Source organism: Methylosinus sporium (genome assembly GCF_003113265.1).
In the GTDB taxonomy this organism is placed as follows: domain Bacteria; phylum Pseudomonadota; class Alphaproteobacteria; order Rhizobiales; family Beijerinckiaceae; genus Methylosinus; species Methylosinus sporium.
Genome location: NZ_PUIV01000045.1, coordinates 1 through 17,318, shown reverse-complemented (window position 1 = coordinate 17,318; position 17,318 = coordinate 1). Strand labels below are relative to the sequence as shown.

23 protein-coding genes are annotated in these 17,318 nt (G+C 66.4%); 9 read left to right on the top strand and 14 right to left on the bottom strand.

Annotated features, from left to right (window positions below; all coding sequences use genetic code 11):
* The first annotated feature begins 716 nt into the window (after positions 1-716).
* From ffh to rimM, 3 genes are all read left to right on the top strand, one after another.
* Positions 717-2,258: a signal recognition particle protein gene (gene ffh, locus C5689_RS17685; RefSeq protein WP_108918557.1), complete on the top strand. Its 1,542-nt coding sequence runs from the start codon at positions 717-719 to the stop codon at positions 2,256-2,258.
* Positions 2,259-2,338: 80 nt separating this feature from the next.
* Complete coding sequence (gene rpsP / locus C5689_RS17680; protein WP_108918556.1) at positions 2,339-2,689, top strand: 30S ribosomal protein S16; 351 nt, start codon at positions 2,339-2,341, stop codon at positions 2,687-2,689.
* A 118-nt stretch (positions 2,690-2,807) separates the two neighbouring features.
* Positions 2,808-3,338: a ribosome maturation factor RimM gene (gene rimM, locus C5689_RS17675; protein WP_108918555.1), complete on the top strand. Its 531-nt coding sequence runs from the start codon at positions 2,808-2,810 to the stop codon at positions 3,336-3,338.
* Between the two features lie 37 nt (positions 3,339-3,375).
* Here rimM and C5689_RS17670 read toward each other — a convergent pair whose 3' ends face one another.
* Entirely contained in the window at positions 3,376-4,149 is a 774-nt protein-coding gene (locus tag C5689_RS17670; RefSeq protein WP_146188421.1) for a hypothetical protein, read from the bottom strand.
* Between the two features lie 176 nt (positions 4,150-4,325).
* Entirely contained in the window at positions 4,326-4,649 is a 324-nt protein-coding gene (locus tag C5689_RS17665; RefSeq protein ID WP_108918553.1) for a DUF1905 domain-containing protein, read from the bottom strand.
* A gap of 113 nt (positions 4,650-4,762) precedes the next feature.
* On the opposite strand from C5689_RS17665, the gene trmD reads away from it, so the two are divergent.
* A complete protein-coding gene (gene trmD / locus C5689_RS17660; protein WP_108918552.1) occupies positions 4,763-5,458 on the top strand; it encodes a tRNA (guanosine(37)-N1)-methyltransferase TrmD in 696 nt (231 codons plus the stop codon).
* A gap of 103 nt (positions 5,459-5,561) precedes the next feature.
* On the opposite strand, the gene cobS is transcribed toward trmD, so the two are convergent.
* Positions 5,562-6,560 (bottom strand): cobaltochelatase subunit CobS, encoded by a 999-nt coding sequence (gene cobS, locus C5689_RS17655; protein ID WP_018267775.1) that lies wholly within the window; start codon positions 6,558-6,560, stop codon positions 5,562-5,564.
* A gap of 66 nt (positions 6,561-6,626) precedes the next feature.
* Complete coding sequence (locus C5689_RS17650) at positions 6,627-7,235, bottom strand: J domain-containing protein (RefSeq protein ID WP_108918551.1); 609 nt, start codon at positions 7,233-7,235, stop codon at positions 6,627-6,629.
* Between the two features lie 106 nt (positions 7,236-7,341).
* On the opposite strand from C5689_RS17650, the gene C5689_RS17645 reads away from it, so the two are divergent.
* Positions 7,342-7,629, top strand: coding sequence for a BolA family protein (locus C5689_RS17645; RefSeq protein ID WP_108918550.1), 288 nt, complete (start codon positions 7,342-7,344; stop codon positions 7,627-7,629).
* Between the two features lie 129 nt (positions 7,630-7,758).
* Here C5689_RS17645 and hemH read toward each other — a convergent pair whose 3' ends face one another.
* From hemH to C5689_RS17630, 4 genes are all read right to left on the bottom strand, one after another.
* Entirely contained in the window at positions 7,759-8,748 is a 990-nt protein-coding gene (gene hemH / locus C5689_RS17640) for a ferrochelatase (protein ID WP_108918549.1), read from the bottom strand.
* The gene (gene panB, locus C5689_RS17635) at positions 8,745-9,554 is read right to left on the bottom strand and encodes a 3-methyl-2-oxobutanoate hydroxymethyltransferase (RefSeq protein ID WP_108918548.1); all 810 of its coding nucleotides are present in this window, start codon (positions 9,552-9,554) and stop codon (positions 8,745-8,747) included. The genes hemH and panB overlap by 4 nt, the downstream gene beginning before the upstream one ends.
* A gap of 67 nt (positions 9,555-9,621) precedes the next feature.
* Positions 9,622-9,747, bottom strand: a complete 126-nt coding sequence (locus C5689_RS18985; RefSeq protein WP_018266681.1) for a hypothetical protein — start codon at positions 9,745-9,747, stop codon at positions 9,622-9,624.
* Positions 9,748-9,824: 77 nt separating this feature from the next.
* Complete coding sequence (locus tag C5689_RS17630; protein ID WP_174800223.1) at positions 9,825-10,403, bottom strand: L,D-transpeptidase; 579 nt, start codon at positions 10,401-10,403, stop codon at positions 9,825-9,827.
* A 182-nt stretch (positions 10,404-10,585) separates the two neighbouring features.
* Here C5689_RS17630 and C5689_RS17625 point away from each other — a divergent pair, with 182 nt between their 5' ends.
* The 3 genes from C5689_RS17625 to rpsR all read left to right on the top strand — a co-directional run bounded on the left by C5689_RS17625 (position 10,586) and on the right by rpsR (position 12,700).
* The gene (locus C5689_RS17625; RefSeq protein WP_108918547.1) at positions 10,586-11,800 is read left to right on the top strand and encodes an alpha/beta hydrolase family protein; all 1,215 of its coding nucleotides are present in this window, start codon (positions 10,586-10,588) and stop codon (positions 11,798-11,800) included.
* 217 nt (positions 11,801-12,017) lie between these two features.
* The gene (gene rpsF, locus C5689_RS17620; RefSeq protein WP_108918546.1) at positions 12,018-12,464 is read left to right on the top strand and encodes a 30S ribosomal protein S6; all 447 of its coding nucleotides are present in this window, start codon (positions 12,018-12,020) and stop codon (positions 12,462-12,464) included.
* Positions 12,464-12,700 (top strand): 30S ribosomal protein S18, encoded by a 237-nt coding sequence (gene rpsR / locus C5689_RS17615; protein WP_018266677.1) that lies wholly within the window; start codon positions 12,464-12,466, stop codon positions 12,698-12,700. Before rpsF ends, rpsR begins: the two co-directional genes overlap by 1 nt.
* Before the next feature lie 218 nt (positions 12,701-12,918).
* Here rpsR and C5689_RS17610 read toward each other — a convergent pair whose 3' ends face one another.
* The 3 genes from C5689_RS17610 to C5689_RS17600 form a co-directional block, all read right to left on the bottom strand.
* The gene (locus C5689_RS17610; protein ID WP_108918545.1) at positions 12,919-13,530 is read right to left on the bottom strand and encodes a malonic semialdehyde reductase; all 612 of its coding nucleotides are present in this window, start codon (positions 13,528-13,530) and stop codon (positions 12,919-12,921) included.
* 41 nt (positions 13,531-13,571) lie between these two features.
* A complete protein-coding gene (locus C5689_RS17605; RefSeq protein WP_244594780.1) occupies positions 13,572-14,237 on the bottom strand; it encodes a tetratricopeptide repeat protein in 666 nt (221 codons plus the stop codon).
* 174 nt (positions 14,238-14,411) lie between these two features.
* Complete coding sequence (locus C5689_RS17600) at positions 14,412-14,621, bottom strand: cold-shock protein (protein WP_018264633.1); 210 nt, start codon at positions 14,619-14,621, stop codon at positions 14,412-14,414.
* Positions 14,622-14,997: 376 nt separating this feature from the next.
* On the opposite strand from C5689_RS17600, the gene C5689_RS17595 reads away from it, so the two are divergent.
* Positions 14,998-15,246, top strand: a complete 249-nt coding sequence (locus tag C5689_RS17595; protein WP_108918543.1) for an acyl carrier protein — start codon at positions 14,998-15,000, stop codon at positions 15,244-15,246.
* 7 nt (positions 15,247-15,253) lie between these two features.
* Here the strand turns inward: C5689_RS17595 and C5689_RS17590 are convergent, their stop codons facing one another.
* The 3 genes from C5689_RS17590 to ruvC all read right to left on the bottom strand — a co-directional run bounded on the left by C5689_RS17590 (position 15,254) and on the right by ruvC (position 17,104).
* Positions 15,254-15,619, bottom strand: coding sequence for a hypothetical protein (locus C5689_RS17590; protein WP_146188420.1), 366 nt, complete (start codon positions 15,617-15,619; stop codon positions 15,254-15,256).
* Between the two features lie 107 nt (positions 15,620-15,726).
* Positions 15,727-16,341: a Holliday junction branch migration protein RuvA gene (ruvA, locus tag C5689_RS17585; protein WP_108918541.1), complete on the bottom strand. Its 615-nt coding sequence runs from the start codon at positions 16,339-16,341 to the stop codon at positions 15,727-15,729.
* 238 nt (positions 16,342-16,579) lie between these two features.
* Positions 16,580-17,104, bottom strand: a complete 525-nt coding sequence (gene ruvC, locus C5689_RS17575; RefSeq protein WP_108918540.1) for a crossover junction endodeoxyribonuclease RuvC — start codon at positions 17,102-17,104, stop codon at positions 16,580-16,582.
* Positions 17,105-17,318: the final 214 nt, after the last annotated feature.

Genomic DNA, 17,318 nt, shown 5'->3' with positions numbered 1-17,318 from the left:
TGGACAGGCGGCGCGTCGCCGGACCGGTGTTTCTCTCCCGTCCACAGGGAAGAGCGAGAGCCGTTCCGTGAGCCCAAGCCTTCGGAAGCGATCGGATCTTGAATGCGAAAGCCCAGGATTCGCGGGTCTGAATGCGCCTCGGGACGTCGACGAGAAGGCAAAGCCGCGTTTCGGGACGCTCCGGAACCGACGAATATCTCTTCGCGCTGCGGCCGAAAGGGGCCGGAGCGTCCCGAACCGCCCTTCCTCCCCCGCCGCCGCGAGGCGCCGGGCGCTTCGGCGCGGGCGGATGATAATCCTATCGCCAGGGCGATCGAGTGAAGGTTTCCTCATCCTGGGGAGCCGCGAAGCGGCGTCTCGAAGGACGAGGAAACCTTCATGCGCGGTCATCTGGAACTCCCCCTCGTGCTTTTAAGACGGCTCCTGCGGAGCCTCCTCGGCATGAGGGGGAGGATTGTTGTCCTTCACCCGATCGCCCGCCACACGCCGCGTTGACTTCCCGGTCCCCAGCGCCTAAAAACGCGCCAATCTCGTCAGAGATGACCTATGATCCGCCCATTCGCCCAAGAGGCGTGGGGCCAACGTCCGGCAGCGCTGAGCGCCCCCGGGCGCGCTTTGCTTTGGACGGGCGCGTGGCGAATAGGCAGTAGCGAAGAGATCGAGCTTCGGCTCTACTCGCTACTTCCTATTCGCTACTCGCTCCCTGGGAGAACCGCATGTTCGAGGGCCTTTCCGACAAGCTCTCCGGCATATTCGACAAGCTCACGCGGCGCGGCGCCCTTTCGGAGGCCGATGTCGCCGAGGCTCTGCGCGAGGTGCGCCGCGCTCTGCTCGAGGCGGATGTCGCGCTCGATGTCGTGCGCACATTCACCGACAGCGTGCAGGCCAAGGCCGTCGGCGCCAATGTGGTGAAGTCGGTCTCGCCCGGCCAGATGGTCGTCAAGATCGTCAATGACGTGCTGGTCGAGACTCTGGGCTCCACCGCGCAGCCGATCGACCTCGACGCCGCGCCGCCCGTCGCCATCATGCTGGTCGGCCTGCAGGGCGCCGGCAAGACGACCACCGCCGCCAAGATCGCCAAGCGCCTGAAAGAGCGCCACGGCAAGCGCGTGCTGATGGCCTCGCTGGACGTCAAGCGCCCGGCCGCCCAGGAGCAGCTCGCCATTCTCGGCCGGCAGGTGGAGGTCGACACTCTGTCGATCGTGCCGGGCCAGGACCCGGTGAAGATCGCCAAGCGCGCCGAGGAGACGGCGCGGCGCGAAGGCTATGATGTGGTGCTGCTCGACACGGCGGGCCGCACGCACATAGACGAGCCGCTGATGGAGGAGATGGCGCAGATCAAGGCCGTCTCCAAGCCGCATGAGATATTGCTCGTCGTCGATGCGCTGACCGGTCAGGACGCGGTCAATCTCGCTAAGAATTTCGACGATCGCGTCGGGCTCACCGGCATTGTGCTGACGCGCGTCGACGGCGATGGCCGCGGCGGCGCGGCGCTCTCCATGCGCGCCGTCACCGGCAAGCCGATCAAGCTGATCGCCACCGGCGAGAAGATGGATGCGCTCGACGAATTCTCGCCGCAGCGCATCGCCAATCGCATTCTCGGCATGGGCGACATTGTCGCGCTGGTGGAGAAAGCCGCCGCCGCGGTCGATCAGGAGCAAGCGCAGCGCGCCGCCGAGCGCATGGCGAAAGGCAAGTTCGATCTGCAGGATTTGGCCGATCAGCTCGCCATGATGGAGAAGGTCGGCGGCTTCGGCGGCATAATGGGCTTGCTGCCCGGCGTCGCCAAGATGAAGGAGCAGATCGCCTCCGCCAACATCGACGACAAAATGTTCAAGCGCCAGCGCGCGATCATTCTGTCGATGACGCCCAAGGAGCGGCGCAATCCCGACATTCTCAAAGCCTCGCGCAAGCGCCGCATCGCGGCGGGCTCCGGCGCGAAGGTGGAGGAGATCAACAAGCTGCTGAAACAGCACCGCCAGATGGCCGACATGATGAAGGCCATGGGCGGCGGCAAGGGCGGCGGCATGATGGCCAAGGCCGCGCAGATGATGGGCATGGGCGGGATGCAGGCGCCTTCGCCCGAGCAGCTCGCGCAATTGCAGAAGAAAATGGGCGGCGCCCTGCCGCCCGGCGCCGGACCCAGCATTCCCGCTGCGCCGCCGGCTTCCGCATTCTCCGCCAAGCCGACCCTGCCCGGGCTCGGCGGCGGCGGAGGTTTCCTGAGCGGGCTCAATCCGTTCGGGAAGAAGAAATGAAACAGCGCGCGATGAGCGGCGCGTCGTGAACGACGCCGCTCGCTGCTCGCATCCGACCACTCGCGAAAAAGGAAAATGAAATGTCCCTGAAGATCAGACTCTCCCGCGGCGGCGCCAAGAAGCGTCCCTTCTATCGCGTCGTCGTCGCCGATTCGCGCTCGCCCCGCGACGGCCGTTTCATCGAGCGTCTCGGCACTTTCGATCCGTTGAAGCCGAAGGACGCCGCCGATCGTCTCGTGCTCGACGCCGAGAAGGCGAAGGAGTGGATCGCCAAGGGCGCGCAGGCGACCGATCGCGTCGCCCGTCTGCTCGAGAGCGTCGGCGTCGGCAAGCGCGAGACGCGCAGCAATCCGCAGAAGGCCCAGCCGAAGAAGAAGGCGCAGGAGCGCGCCGCCGCTGCGGCCGCCGCCGCCGAGGCCGCCTCGGCCTGATGACGCCGTCCTCGCGAGCGAAGCGAAGCGACCCTGGGCCGCGCGGCGGCCTCTGGAGCGCTTCGCCGCTTTCGCAACGCTTCGGAACGCGAGTCTTCCGGCTCGCTTTCGGTCGCGCATGAAAAACGCCGTTCTCCTCGGCCGGCTCGGCGCCGCGCATGGCGTGCGCGGCGAAATCCGCCTGCAGAGCTTCACCGCCGATCCTTCGGCGATTGCGACGTACGGCCCACTGTTCGACGCGAGCGGCAGGCGCCGCTTCGTCATCTCGGCGCTGCGGCCCGTCGCCAAGGACATGTTCGTCGCGCGCCTCGAGGGCGTCGCCGACCGCGACGCCGCCGCGGCCCTGACCGGCGTCGAGCTCTATCTGCCGCGCGAGGCGCTGCCAGCGCCAGATGAAGACGAATTCTATCTCGCCGATCTCGAAGGTCTGCGCGCGGAAACCCCTACCGGCGAGACGCTCGGCGTGGTGATCGCCGTGCGCAATTTCGGCGCGGGCGATCTGTTGGAAGTGCGCCCGCCGGACGGCGGCGAGTCGCTGCTGCTGCCTTTCACCAAGGCGGTGGTTCCCATCGTCGATGTGGCGGGCGGCCGCATTGTCGCGGAGCCGCCGACCTATGACGAAGACGCATCCGAAGACGAGGCTCGGTAGGCGCGGCTGTGCGAGAAACGGCCGCCAGCGTTGAATCTCACTTCAGTGCGATCCTGGGCGTCGCGATCTCCTCCGGCGGCAGCCAGACCAGGGCGCTCCGCGCGACCGCGGAGCCGCGCGGCGTCGGCAGGCGCTGGGCGATCTCGACCGGGAGCGCCCAATTCGAGCGGGGACGATTTGGCGCCGAAGCGCGGGGGGCGACGAGCCCCGTGGCCACGTGATCGTCGGCCGTTTTCATGGGGGCGATCTCCTTCGGCGGCGACCAGTCACGCGTGCCGGCGAATGCGGATCTGTGCTCGATGACCGGAGCCTCGGCTGCGGTCTCCCTCGGCCGCGCCCATTTCGCGGCAGGCGCTTCCGCCGAGGCGGGGAGGGCGGCCGCGACATTGCGGCGATCGGCGGCGATCTCGGCCGGAGGCAGCCAGACGAGAGGGCGCTCGGCGGAAGCGGGTCGGATGTTTTTCGCGGCGATCTCGGCGGGAGGAGCCCAGCTCGAGGCGCGTTCCAAAGTCGCGACGAAATCAGGCGTCTCGAGGGGGCGCGCCGAGGCGATTTCTCCGGGAGGCTTCCAGAGACGAGCGCCCGCGGCGGCGATGGCTCTGGTCTCGATCTCGGCCGGAGGAGTCCAGGTCGAGAAGGCGCCGTGCAGGGATCTGGCGGAGACGCCGAAAGCGCCATGATCGAGCGTGGCGCATTCCATGCGGTCGCGGTCCGACTGCGGCTGTTCCGGCGAGGATCGCGCCTGTCCGCCGTGCAGGCCCAGCAGAATCACGACGGACAGCATGCTTAGAACATTGAAAAGTCGCCACATGACCGTGCTCCAAAAAGTGAGAAGAAAACGCTAAAAGGCTGCTGCGATCTTCCTGAATGGACAGTTAAAAAGCCAAAGAATGCGTAATCGTACCTAATCTGGCTGGGCCGCGGCCGGTCCCGGCGACAATGGCTCTGCAGAGCCCGAGCGGTTCGGTCGGACTCGCTTCGCCGCGCTCAGGGGATGTCCTGCTCTCGTTTCGAGAGCGCGACGCGGCATTCGACGATGACCTCCTCGCCGATTGAGACGCGCTCTTTCGTGCGGACATCTGCTTTGATCGCGAGCAGATAGGGGCCGTCCTTGGAGGGGAACAATGTCGTGCTCCAGACGGTCGAGCCCAGCGAGGCGGTGACGGGCACATAGCCATAGCCGGTGCGATCGATGCGCCTCTCGTCCTTCAGGGCGCGCGAATCCGTTTCGCTCAGGGACACGAAGAACCAGCCGCCCTTGCCGGGATATCTCCAGACCTTTCCGCGCACGACGATCTGCAAGAAATTCATTTCGAAAAGATCCCGTCGGCGTCGCGATGCGACTTCGTCAGCCTAGCGCGCATGAGCCGAAAGCGAAAGCGCGCCGCCTTTTCCGCTCTCCGTCCTCGTGTCATAACCGCCGCATGTGGCGCGCGACCATTCTCACCCTGTTTCCGGAAATGTTTCCCGGCCCGCTGGGCTTGTCGCTCGCGGGCGAAGGGCTCGCGCAGGGCCTCTGGTCGCTGGAGGCGCGCAATATTCGCGAGCATGGCCTCGGTCGCCATCGCGCCGTCGACGACACGCCCGCCGGCGGCGGTCCCGGCATGGTGATGCGCGCCGATGTTCTCGCCGCCGCGATCGACGCCGCCGCGCCGGCGGATGACGCGCGGCCGCGCCTGTTGATGAGCCCGCGCGGCGCGCCGCTCACGCAAAAGCGCGTGCGGGAATTCGTCGCCGGCGAGGGCGTCGTCATTTTGTGCGGGCGGTTCGAGGGCGTCGACGAGCGCATCATCGCGGCGCGTGCGCTCGAGGAGGTTTCGATCGGCGATTATGTGCTGTCGGGCGGCGAGATCGCGGCGATGGCGTTGCTCGACGCCTGCGTGCGGCTGCTTCCCGGCATTATGGGAGGGGAGGCCTCGGGCGAGGAGGAGAGCTTCGAGAGCGGTCTTCTCGAATATCCGCAATATACGCGGCCGCGCGATTTCGAGGGCCGCGCCATTCCCGACATTCTGCTCTGCGGCGATCACGCCAAGATCGCACGCTGGCGCCATGAGCGCGCCCTCGAGCTGACGCGCGCGCGGCGGCCGGATTTGCTGGCGCGGGATGGAAAGAAGCGCTGACTGCGATCAGGCGCGATGCTTTTTTCGTCATTGCGAGCGAAGCGAAGCAATCCAGGGCCGTGGGGCGGCCCTGGATTGCTTCGTCGCTACGGAAAAGCGCTGTTCAGGACATCACCACATTCACCGCGCTCTCGGGCAATTCCTTGCCGAAGCAGCGCTGGTAGAACTCTGCGACCAGCGGGCGCTCGAGCTCGTCGCATTTGTTCAGGAAGGTGAGCCGGAAGGCGAAGCCGACATCGCCGAATATCTCGGAATTCTCCGCCCAGGTGATCACCGTGCGCGGGCTCATCACGGTGGAGAGATCGCCGGACATGAAGGCGTTGCGTGAGAGGTCGGCGACGCGCACCATCTTATTGATGGCGTCGCGGCCTTCCTTGGTCGCATTGAAGCTCTTCACCTTGGCGAGCACAATATTGGTCTCCGCGTCATGCGGCAGATAATTGAGCGTCGAGACGATGGACCAGCGGTCCATCTGGCCCTGATTGATCTGCTGCGTGCCGTGATAGAGGCCGGATGTGTCGCCGAGGCCGACCGTGTTGGCGGTGGCGAAGAGGCGGAAGGCGGGATGCGGACGAATGACGCGGTTCTGATCGAGCAGCGTCAGCCGGCCGGAGACTTCCAGCACGCGCTGAATGACGAACATCACATCCGGGCGGCCAGCGTCATATTCGTCGAAGCAGAGCGCGATATTGTGCTGGAGCGCCCAGGGCAGAATGCCGTCGCGGAACTCCGTCACTTGCTTGCCGTCCTTCAGCACGATCGCGTCCTTGCCGACGAGATCGATGCGCGAGACATGGCTGTCGAGATTGACGCGCACGCAGGGCCAGTTGAGCCGCGCCGCCACCTGCTCGATATGCGTCGATTTGCCGGTGCCGTGATAGCCCGTGACCATCACGCGGCGGTTGCGGGCGAAACCGGCAAGAATGGCGAGCGTCGTCTCGCGGTCGAAGAGATAGTCGGGGTCCTTGTCCGGGACATGCTCGGTCCGCTCGGAATAGGCGGGAACCTCGAGATCGGAGTCGATGCCGAACAGCTGGCGCACGGAAACTTTTAGGTCCGGCAGGGGCGCGGACCCGGCCGCTTTGTCGCTTGGGGTTGACATTGATCCTCCGTTTCGCCGACGCGCGCTCGCGACATTCGCGCCGGCAAGGCCTGGTCAAACGCTTGTTCAAACGAGCTTGGCGGCCCGCAACGTCTTATATGCGTGAATGATCTCCCGCAGTCTTTCCTCGCAGGAGCGATCTCCGCCATTGGCGTCGGGATGGTGACGTTTGACGAGCTCCTTATAGCGCGTCTTTATCGCCTCCGCACCGGCGGTCTCATCGAGACCGAGAGCATTCAGCGCCTTGATCGTCACTGCCGAATAGCGCGGGCTCGCCTCCGCCTGCGGCCGGGCGCGATGCGCCCTCTGCCGGTAGAGGCCCATAGGATCGGCAAAATTCTCGGGCCGCAGCGGGTCCTCGCGGAAGGAGGCCTGTCCGCGCTTCACGCCCATGGACCAGGTGGGGCGATGGCCGGTGGTGGCGTCGTCCTTCAGATAGCGGGCGACGGCCTCGTCGCTCATTCCGTTGAAGTAATTGTAGGAATTGTTATATTCCCGCACGTGCTCCAGGCAGAAGCAGAAATATTGCCCCTCGCGCAGCCGGCCCATGGGCGCGCGATATTCCCCCGCCGCCTCGCAGCCGGGGGCGTCGCAGCGAAAACGAGTCTCGCGGCGCTCCTGCCTCTGCTCGGGCTTGACGCGTATGCGATCGAAGAGGGGCGAATTCAAATCCATGGCGCTGCATTATGGTAGACTGGACGCAGGCTGCAAGCGGAACCCGTCGCCAATTTCACTCGGCGGGAATTTTGCTTGGGCCTCGGCGACGAGAAGGAGTCCATACATGGCCGAGCAAGGCAATATCGGCGCCGTCCAGGCCCGCATCCGTTCGAAGCTGACCGAAGGGCTCGCGCCCCTCGCCTTGAAGGTGATCGACGAGTCCGACAAGCACGCCGGGCATGGCGGCCATCATCAAGATGGCGAAAGCCATTTCCGGGTCGAGGTGGTGAGCGAGGCATTCGCCGGCAAGAAGCTCGTGGAGCGCCATCGCATCGTCAACACGCTGCTCGCCGAGGAACTGGCGACCCGCGTTCACGCCCTGACGATCACCGCCCGCGCTCCGCAGGAATAGCGGCGGTCCGGGTGAACGACAGAAGCAGGGGGGAGGTCGGACCGCGAAGCGGTCCGGGGTGGGGTTGGACGCGCGTCTCGTTCACCGATAACCCTGCGGCGGCCGCGCTTTCGACGCGCCCGAGGCGCGTCACAGCCAGCCCGACAGCTCCCGTCGCGCGATCGTCTCCAGCGCGCGCAGGCCGTCCTCGCTGTCATTGAGGCAATCGAGCCGCGCGAAATTTTCGCCGCCTTCGGCGAGATAGGAATGACGCAGCTCGACGCCGATTTCCTCGAGCGTTTCCAGACAGTCGGAGACGAAGCCCGGCGTCAGCACGGCGACGCGTTTCACGCCGCTCTGCGCCAGCTCCTGCAGCACATTCGCCGTATAGGGGCCGGTCCATTGCGTGCGGCCGAAGCGCGATTGAAAGGCGAGACGCAGACGCTCCGGCGACATGCCGAGCGCGGAACGCAAAGCGTCGAGCGTCGCCTCGCAATGGCGGCGATAGGGATCGCCCCGGTCGATCTGCGCCTGCGGCAGGCCGTGGAAAGAGGCGACCAGAATTTCCGGCTCGAAATCGAGTGCAGCGAGCTGCGCGCGCGTCGAGGCGGCGAGCGCTTCTATATAGGCGGGATCGTCATAGAAGGGCGGGACGATGCGCAATGTCGGCTGCTCGCGCAGCAGCGCCAGCGCGCGGGCGGCCTCGTCCACGACGGAGGCGGTCGTCGAGGCCGCATATTGCGGATAGAGCGGAAACATCAGGATGCGCTCGCAGCCATTTGCGCGCAGCGCGTCGATCTTCTCGCCGATGGACGGCCCGGCGTAGCGCATGGCGAAATCGACGATGACGTTTCGCTCGGCAAAGCGAGCGCCGAGCTTTTCCGCCTGCGCGCGCGTGATGGTCTTCAGCGGACCTTCGTCGCGCTCTTCGTTCCAGACGGAGCGATAGGCGCGCGCGGAGCGGCGTGGCCGAAAGGTGAGCACGAAACTCTCGAGAATGGGACGCCACAGCACGGGCGGCAGATCGACGACGCGCCGATCCGACAGAAACTCGCGTAAATAGCGCCGCACCGACCAATAATCGGCGCCCTGCGGCGTGCCGAGATTGACGAGCAGAAGCCCGATGCGAGACGCGCTCATGCGATGATCTTTTCCAGAGCCGCGAGTTCCGCCGCCTCCAGCGAGAAGCCATTCTCCTCGGCGGGAAAGCGCCCCTCGCGCACATCGCGCGCATAAGCGGCGACGGCCGCGCGCAGCGCCGCGCCCAGCTCCACATAGCGGCGATTATGCTTGAAGTCGCGCGTTCCCAATGCAGCGAGATCATGCACGACCAGCACTTGCGCGTCGCAATCGGCGCCGGCGCCGATGCCGATCGTCGGCGCGCGCAGACGCTCTGTGATCTTCGCCGCAAGCTCGCGCGGGATGAGCTCGAGGACAAGGAAATCAGCGCCCGCCGCGTCCAGCGCCAGCGCGTCGGCGAGGAGCTTGGCCGCCGCTTCGGCGGTCTTGCCCTGGCGGCGCTTACCCTCTTGATGCTGCGACTCGAGGCCGATGTGGCAGCACACCTCATAGCCCTCGCGCTTCAGAGCGCGCACGATGTCAGGCTGCGCGCCTTCGAATTTCACGCAATCGGCGCCGGCCTGCGCGAGCCGCGCCGCGCTGGCGAGAGCTTGCGCCTCGCTGTCATAGGTGGCGTAGGGGAGGTCGCCGATGAGATAGACGCCCGGCGCGCCGCGGCGCACGGCGGCGATGTGATGCGCCATATCGTCCAGCGTCACCTCGCGCTCGCTGGCGTAGCCCAGCACATTGGTGCCGACGCTGTCGCCGACCATGATGATATCGACGCCGGCCTCCGCCTCGAGCCGGGCGGTCGGCGCGTCATAGGCGGTCAGCACGACGAATTTCTCGCCGCGCTTCTTCATCTCGACGAAATGGCCAGCCGCCATCTGCGCTCACCGTCCTCGATCCGCGTCAGGGCGCTCTATAGAGCAAAGGGACCCGCAGAAAAAGCGTTCAGCGCGCGCAGGCCTGCGGCGGCAGGGGCAGGCGTATGTCCTGCAGCTCGTGGGTGCATTTGTCGCAACCCGCGAGCAGCGCATAGGCGGCGACTAGACCCGCCAGAATGCAGAGCTTGCGCATGATCCTGTTCCTCGAAACTCCGCCGCCGCCGCCACACTAGGGCTGCGCGGGTTAATAGCTCGAGAAGGGCGCCCCTGTCATTTCAGCACGACCACGCGGGTTCCGACCTTCACCCGGTCATAGAGATCGGCGACGTCGCGATTGGTCATGCGGATGCAGCCGGAGGAGACGGCCTCGCCGATGGTGTCGCCCTCATTGGAGCCATGGATGCGATATTCGCTGGAGCCGAGATAGAGCGCTCTCGCGCCGAGCGGATTGTCCTGGCCGCCCTCCATATGGCGGGGCAGGTCGGGTCGGCGCTTCAGCATGGCGGCGGGCGGGCGCCAATCGGGCCATTCCTTCTTGGCGGTAATCGTCTTCACGCCGGACCAAGTGAAGCCCTCGCGGCCGACGCCGACGCCATATTCGATCGCGCGCGTGGGGCCGAGCACATAGTAGAGCCGCCGCTCTTTGGTGGAGACGACGATCGTGCCCTTCTTATATTGCGGATGGCTCCACGCCACCTCCTGGCTCGGGATCGACTGCAGGCGGAAATTATTGACGAAATCCGCGACCGGGCCGCGATCAAGGAAATTGGCCGCCTGCGCCTCTCCCGCGAGGACGAGGCCGAATGCGATAGCTCCCGCGCAGCGCGCCCAGGTCGAGATCATGCCCATTGCTCTCCGTTCCGTTTACGCCCGCGTCGTTTCTCGGGAGCAAATGCGGCCGAAATGGGATGGCGAGGCCGACGGCGCGTTTCCGGCGACGGATGCGATTTGGAAAATATTGCGGTCTATACGTCGTTTGCGCCTCGGCGCGCCGACGACCTGCTTACCCCCGAAACCGAAAAGGCTCCCTCATGCCGATCACTCTTCGCGCGTTGATCCTCGTCTCGGCGCTGCTCTTCGGCGCCGCCGCGCAGGCGGCGCCCGCCTCGCGAAATGCGCCGGTCGAAGTCACTTCCGGCGTGAAATACGAGCTCGTGGCGCGCTGGGACGCACATCGGCTGAACCAGATATTGGAGACCGACACGCCGAAATTCGCGGGCGTCAAAGTGGACTACACGCCGGCGCGCAATGGCGTGAGGCTCTACAGAATCACTTATTCCTCCGTCATACCGGAGAAGGGCAACGCCCCGACCGTCGCCTCCGGCCTGCTCGCCGTGCCGGACACGAAGGAGACCTCGTTTCCGATGGTCTCCTATCAGCATGGCACCATCTATGGGCGCCACGAGGTTCCCTCCTTCGCCGAGGAGTCGCCCGAGACGCAGCTTATGATCGCGCAATTCGCCGGGCAGGGCTATGCCGTGATCGGCGCCGATTATTTCGGCCTCGGCGTCTCGCAGGAGCCCGAGGGCTATATGGTGAAGGCCAGCCATCAGCAGGCCTGCTACGATCTGCTGATCGCCAGCCATAGCGTGCTCGACCATTTGAAGTTGAAGAGCGACAAACTCTTCCTCTCGGGCTGGTCGCAGGGCGGCTTCGTCACCATGGCCTTTCTGGAGAAGCTCGAGAGCGCGGGCGTCGCCGTGCGCGGTGCGGCCACCGCCAGCGCGCCGCTGGATCTCTACGCCGCCATGGAGGGCTTTCTCGACTTTCCGCGGCCGAACGACGCCGTCTGGCTGAACAGCATCTTCATCCTGTCGGCCTTTTCCTACGAGAACTACTATGGCGTTCCGGGCCTCGCCCGCTCGCTCTTCGCCGAGGAGCATTACGACATCGCCAAAAAGGCCTATGATCGCCAGCCGATCGATGCGGCCGCCGTGCCGACCGATCTGCACAAGCTCATCAAACCCGATTATTTCGATCCGCATTACTTCGCCAATTCGGCCTTCGGCCGGCTCATTGCGGCGACGCAGGCCTATCGCTGGGTGATAAAATCGCCGGTTCGCAACTATTACGGCGAGGCGGACGAGGCGATCACCCAAGGCGTCGGCCGCATGGCGATGACCTATGCGCAGGCTTTCGGCTCCGGCAATAAGGTCGTCGAGGCCGTCTCCACCGGACCGACGACGCATCGCGGCACTTTCGCGACCGCGGTCCCGCAATGGAAGGCCTGGTTCGACGGCCGCTGAGGGGCGGCCCTTGCATCCTGCGCCCACGCCGCTATAAAGCGCGCTTCGCGACGCTTCCGGCCGGGGGCTGAACGGAAGGCCTTTGGCTCCGCCACAGGCAGGGTTCGCCCGTCTTCCAGTGTCTCCGCCTTCGAACTTCCCGATCGAGCCTTTCCTTTGAAGGCTCGAAGGGCTCTGCGCCGAGAGCGGGCTCGCGACGATGAGGAAAGGCAAGAGAATGGCTCTCTACGAGCATATCTATCTTGCGCGCCAGGACGTTTCGCCCCAGCAGGTGGAAGCGCTGACGACGCAGTTCAAGGGCATCATCGCCTCGCTCGGCGGCAAGGTGACCAAGACCGAATATTGGGGCGTGAAGTCCCTCGCCTATCGGATCAAGAAGAACCGCAAGGCGCATTTCACCCTTCTCAACATCGACGCCCCGCCGGCGGCCCTCGCCGAGGTCGAGCGTCAGCAGGGCCTCAGTGAGGACGTTCTGCGCTTCCTCACTCTGCGCGTCGAGGCGCTGGAGGAAGGCCCCTCCGCCCAGCTGCGCAAGCGTGACGACGACGACCGTGGCGACCGCCGCGGCCCCGGCGGCCCGCGCCCCGACCGTGGCGATAGAGGCGACCGTGGCGACCGCCGCCCGCGCCGTGACGAACCCCGCGCCGAAGGAGAGACTTTCTGATGAGCGCTGCAGCCCGCCGCCCCTTCTTCCGCCGCCGCAAGTCCTGCCCCTTCTCCGGCGCCAACGCCCCGAAGATCGACTATAAGGACACGCGTCTGCTCTCGCGCTACATCTCCGAGCGCGGCAAGATCGTGCCCTCGCGCATCACGGCCGTCTCGGCCAAGAAGCAACGCGAATTGGCCCAGGCCATCAAGCGCGCCCGCTTCCTCGGCCTTCTGCCTTACGTGATCCGCTGAGGCTTCGGGCCTTTCGGCCCGCCCGCTGGAATTTCACGGCCGCGCGACGAGCGCGGCCGTTTTCGTTCGATGCTCCGCATTTTCGATGACGGGAGCGGGTTCCGAGCCCATGCGACGTGAGCCGAGTTTCCGCACGGCATGGTTGCCGCCGCCGGTCGCCTATAGTGTAAAAAATCCGAATATTCGCTCGGGCCTGCAGGCGGAACGTCTTTGAGAGTTTAGACGATCGAGGCGACCTCTTCGAAAGCGAAACGCGGCCCCCTCGGATAGAGCTTCGCCGGATCGCCATAGCCGATGTTGATCAGGAAATTCGATTTGACCGTCCCGCCGGGGAAGAATTCGGCGTCCACCTTCGCATTGTCGAAGCCGCTCATCGGCCCGGCGTCGAGCCCCACGGCCCGCAGCGCCAGCAGAAAGTAAGCGCCTTGCAGCGTGCCGTTGCGAAAGGCCGTCGTCTCGATCAGCGGGGCGTCGCCGACGAACCAGGCGCGCGCGTCGGTCGCCGGATAGAGGCGCGGCAAATGCTCGTAGAATTGCATGTCATGGGCGACGATCGCCGTCGCCGGCGCCGCCAGCGTCTTGTCGAGATTGCCGGGCGCGAGCGCCGGCGCCAGCCGCGCCTTGCCCGCCGCCGAGCGCACGAAGACGAAACGCGCCGGCAGACAATTAGCGCTGGTCGGGCCGAAGAGCGCCAGCCGGACCGCCTGCTGCAGCAGCGCGTCCGGGACGTCCCGATCCACCCAGCCATTATGGGTGCGCGCCTCTGTGAAGAGCTGGGCGAGCGCCTCCGCGCTCAAAGTCTCGCGATGCGAAAATCCATCCGGCGCCATCTCATTCGCTCCTCGTTTCGACGAAAGAACGCAGAGCCGGCTCAGATGTCGCGGCCCTCGACCTCGAAATGCAGGCGCTCCTCCGCCTTGCGCCAGTCCTCGCGGCGCGGATCGAGCGCGCGGGCGCGGCGATAGGCCTCGAGCGCGCGCGCCGGCGCGCCGATGCGCTCCCGCAGAGCGCCGAGCGTTCCGAACGCGTCGAAACGGCGCGGCTCCAGCCGCACGGCGGATTCGAGATCACGCTCGGCGCCGTCGAGATCGCCGAGCGCGATGCGGACGCTGGCGCGGCCGACCAGCGCCTCCGCCCATTGCGGCTCGAGCGTGACCAGGCGGTCGAAGAGATCGAGCGCGAGAGATTCGCCGCCGACGCTCACGGCGGCGAGCGCGCGGCGCATCAACAGATCGGCCGTGGGCGAGCCCGACCGCGCCCAAAGCCGGCCGATCGCCTGGGCGAGCGCGGCCTCCTCCTCCTCGCTCTCGGCGAGCGACAGGCGGCGGATGAGATCGTCGAGGGAATCGCGCGCGAATTGCGGCGCCCGCTCGGGCTCCGGCTCGACCGGCGGCGCCGGACGGCGCTGCGGCGAGAACACGCGCGCGCCGGGCGGCAAGGGAATTGGAATGCGTCCTATGCCCGGAATCTCGATGAATTGCTGCTCCGCCCCTGCGGCGAGCGCGCCGGGCGCGGCGACAACCATAGCCGCGAGCATTGCGGCGAGAGATCGGGATGAAGGCGCGAGGCGCATGAGGCGACTGTAGCGCAGGCGCCGGCCGCGAGACAATAACGATGAACGAGACAAAAAAGGCGAGAACGATGAAAATGACCAAAAGGGCCGCCACGATGCGGCGGCCCTCTTGTCGAAAGCCTCAGAGCGCCGAAAGCCTCAGAGAGCCTTGAGCTGGTCCGCCGAGGACTTGCCGGTGCGGCGGTCCTGCGCGATCTCGAAGCTCACCTTCTGGCCCTCGCGCAGGTCGCGCAGGCCGGCGCGCTCCACCGCGCTGATGTGGACGAAGACGTCCTTGTCATCGCCGTCGGGCTGAATGAAGCCATAGCCCTTTTGGGCGTTGAACCACTTTACCGTTCCAGTCGCCATTCGTCTCTCCGAACATAGAGGAGAAGGCCCGCCTGCGCGGGGCCGGGTCGATCGATGTCAGGGAGAGGTCGTCAGCGGCTCCGTCTCCGAAGCGCGCGCAAGTCGCCGGCCGAAAATCGATGCCGGAGAACATAGAGGGCCGAAACGCGCCCGGCAATGGCGGATCACGCTATGGGCCATAAGTAATTACCGAGAAAGAAAGGATTTCCTAACCTCTACAATTCGAAAGGCCGCTCCGGTTCACGCCGCATTCATGCCGGCGCCGCGATCTTAGCGTCGGATTCACGATCATAGCGTCGAATTGTCGTCGAATGATCGTGGTCCGCGACGAAGGGGCGCAACCGCCCCCGGCGCGGCAAAGGAGCGGAGCGTAAAAGTGATCGACCTCGTTCGGCAAGCCATCGACGAGCATGGACGCCTGTCGGCGCCGGCGCGTGAACTCGGCGTCAATTCCGACCTCTATGAGCTCGGCCTCACCTCCTTCGCGGCGGTGCGCATCATGCTCGCGCTCGAGAACGCCTATGGCGTCCAATTCCCCGAGCATATGCTGCGCCGCCGCAATTTCGCCTCCATCGGCGCCATCGTCGCCTGTCTGCGCGAGCTCGAGCGCAAAGTCGCGGCCTGAGCCAGGCTCAGATCCGCGCGCCCGAGGGACAATAGCGCGCCTTGCGATCGACCCCGGCGGAGAGCGCCGCCGGGAAAACGTCCAGCCGCGGGCCGAAGGCGAGCCGCGCGGGCGTCACCGGCCGCGCCGAGGCCGCCCAGCTCTGGAAAGCGGCCGACCGCCCCTCCCTCGTCTCGCGCAGGGCGAGCTTTTCCGCGCCCGGCTCCGGCGTCAGCCCCTCGAGCCCGCATTGGACGAAGAGCGGAATGCGATAGGCTGGGGGCGGCGCCGCGCAGGCGCGCTCCATCAGCACGACGATGGTGAAGAAGACGAGCGCCGAGAAGGCGACAAAAAGCGCGCCGATCTGACGCGCGCCCAAATCTGCTCGTGACATTTTGGACCCCTCGAGGCCGCGAACCGGCCGAGAGTGTCAAATGGAGCGGCGCCCGCGCCCCTCCAGCGCGAGCGCGGGACATGATTAGCGGGGAGTGACCGCACCCGTCAGCCCGCCAGCTCCTTCAGCCCGCGGCGGATGAGCGCGCCCGTATCCGCTCCCTCGCCCATCGCCTCGAGGCTCTTGGCGACGGCCGCCGCCGCCTGCGGGCGCCCATAGCCGAGATTGACCAGCGCCGAAATCGCGTCCTGCGCCGCCTGGGGCGCCGCCGCCGGCTCCTCGCCGGAAAGCCGCGCCACCACCGGATCGATTCCGGCGAAGGCCGGGGCCTTGTCCTTCAGCTCGGCGACGATGCGCGCGGCCAGCTTGGGGCCGACGCCGGAGGCGCGCGCCACCATCGCCTTGTCCTGCCCCGCAATGGCCGAGGCCAGTTCGCCCGGCGAGAGAATGGACAAAATGGCGAGCGCCACTTTCGAGCCCACCCCCTGCACGCTCTGCAGCAGGCGGAACCAATCGCGCTCCGCCTCCGTCGAGAAGCCGAACAGGCGTATCGCGTCCTCGCGCACCTGCGTCTCTATGGCGAGCGAGGCCGCCTCGCCCACAGGCGCGAGCTTTTGCAGCGTGCGCGCCGAGCAATTCACCACATAGCCGACGCCATGCACGTCGATGATGACGTGATCCTCGCCATAGGAATCGACGATTCCCTTGAGCTTGCCGATCATCTCGCCCCCGCGATGAAGGCCGATCCGATGCGTCCACCGGATGATGGGGTGAAGCTTCCCTCATCCTGAGGAGCGGCCGCAGGCCGCGTCTCGAAGGACGAGGGAAGCGTCACGCGCCGCCTTCTGGATCTCGCCCTCGTGCTTCGAGACGGTCGCTGCGCGACCTCCTCAGCATGAGGGCGAGGGTGATTGTTGCCGGACCGCGAGCCTTCAGGCTCGCTCCTCGAACGAAAGCCGATCATCGCGCCCCCGCAGCGAGCTTGCGCGCGGCGATGCGGCCGGCGCGATGATGGGCGTGGCAGATGGCGACGGCCAGGGCGTCGGCGGCGTCGGGGCTCTCGGCCCGGCTCAGCGGCAGCAGCACGCGCACCATCATGCCGATCTGCGCCTTATCGGCATGGCCATTGCCGACCACGGTCTTTTTGACGACATTGGCGGCATATTCCTCCACCTCGAGCCCGGCGAGCGCCGGCGCCGCCAGAGCGACGCCGCGCGCCTGTCCGAGCTTCAACGCCGATTGCGGATCGCGATTGACGAAAGTCTCCTCGATCGCCGCCTCATGCGGCGCATAATCCGCGATGATGCGCGCGAGGCCGCGCTGCAATTGCGCGAGCCGCTCGCCCATGGAGGCGTCGCCGTCCGAATGCAGCGAGCCGCAAGCGACAAAGGAGAGCCGCGAGCCGCGCGACGCCTCGACGACCCCCCAGCCCGTGTTGCGAAGGCCCGGGTCTATGCCGAGAATGCGAATCGTCTCTTCCGTCATGGCGGGAGGTTAGGGGGAAAGGGCGGCGAGGGGTAGCGGCGTCTCTCGCGCCGGGCGCGCGCCCCCTGCCCCTCGAGGGGCTATCGAATGCCACATCCTCCCCACCCCGCGACGTCTCGGCCAGGACGGCTGCGCGCCGGCTTCAAATAGGATCAACATCCGCCCACGCCGAAGCGCCCGGCGCCTCGCGGCGGCGGGGGAGGAGGGGCGGCTC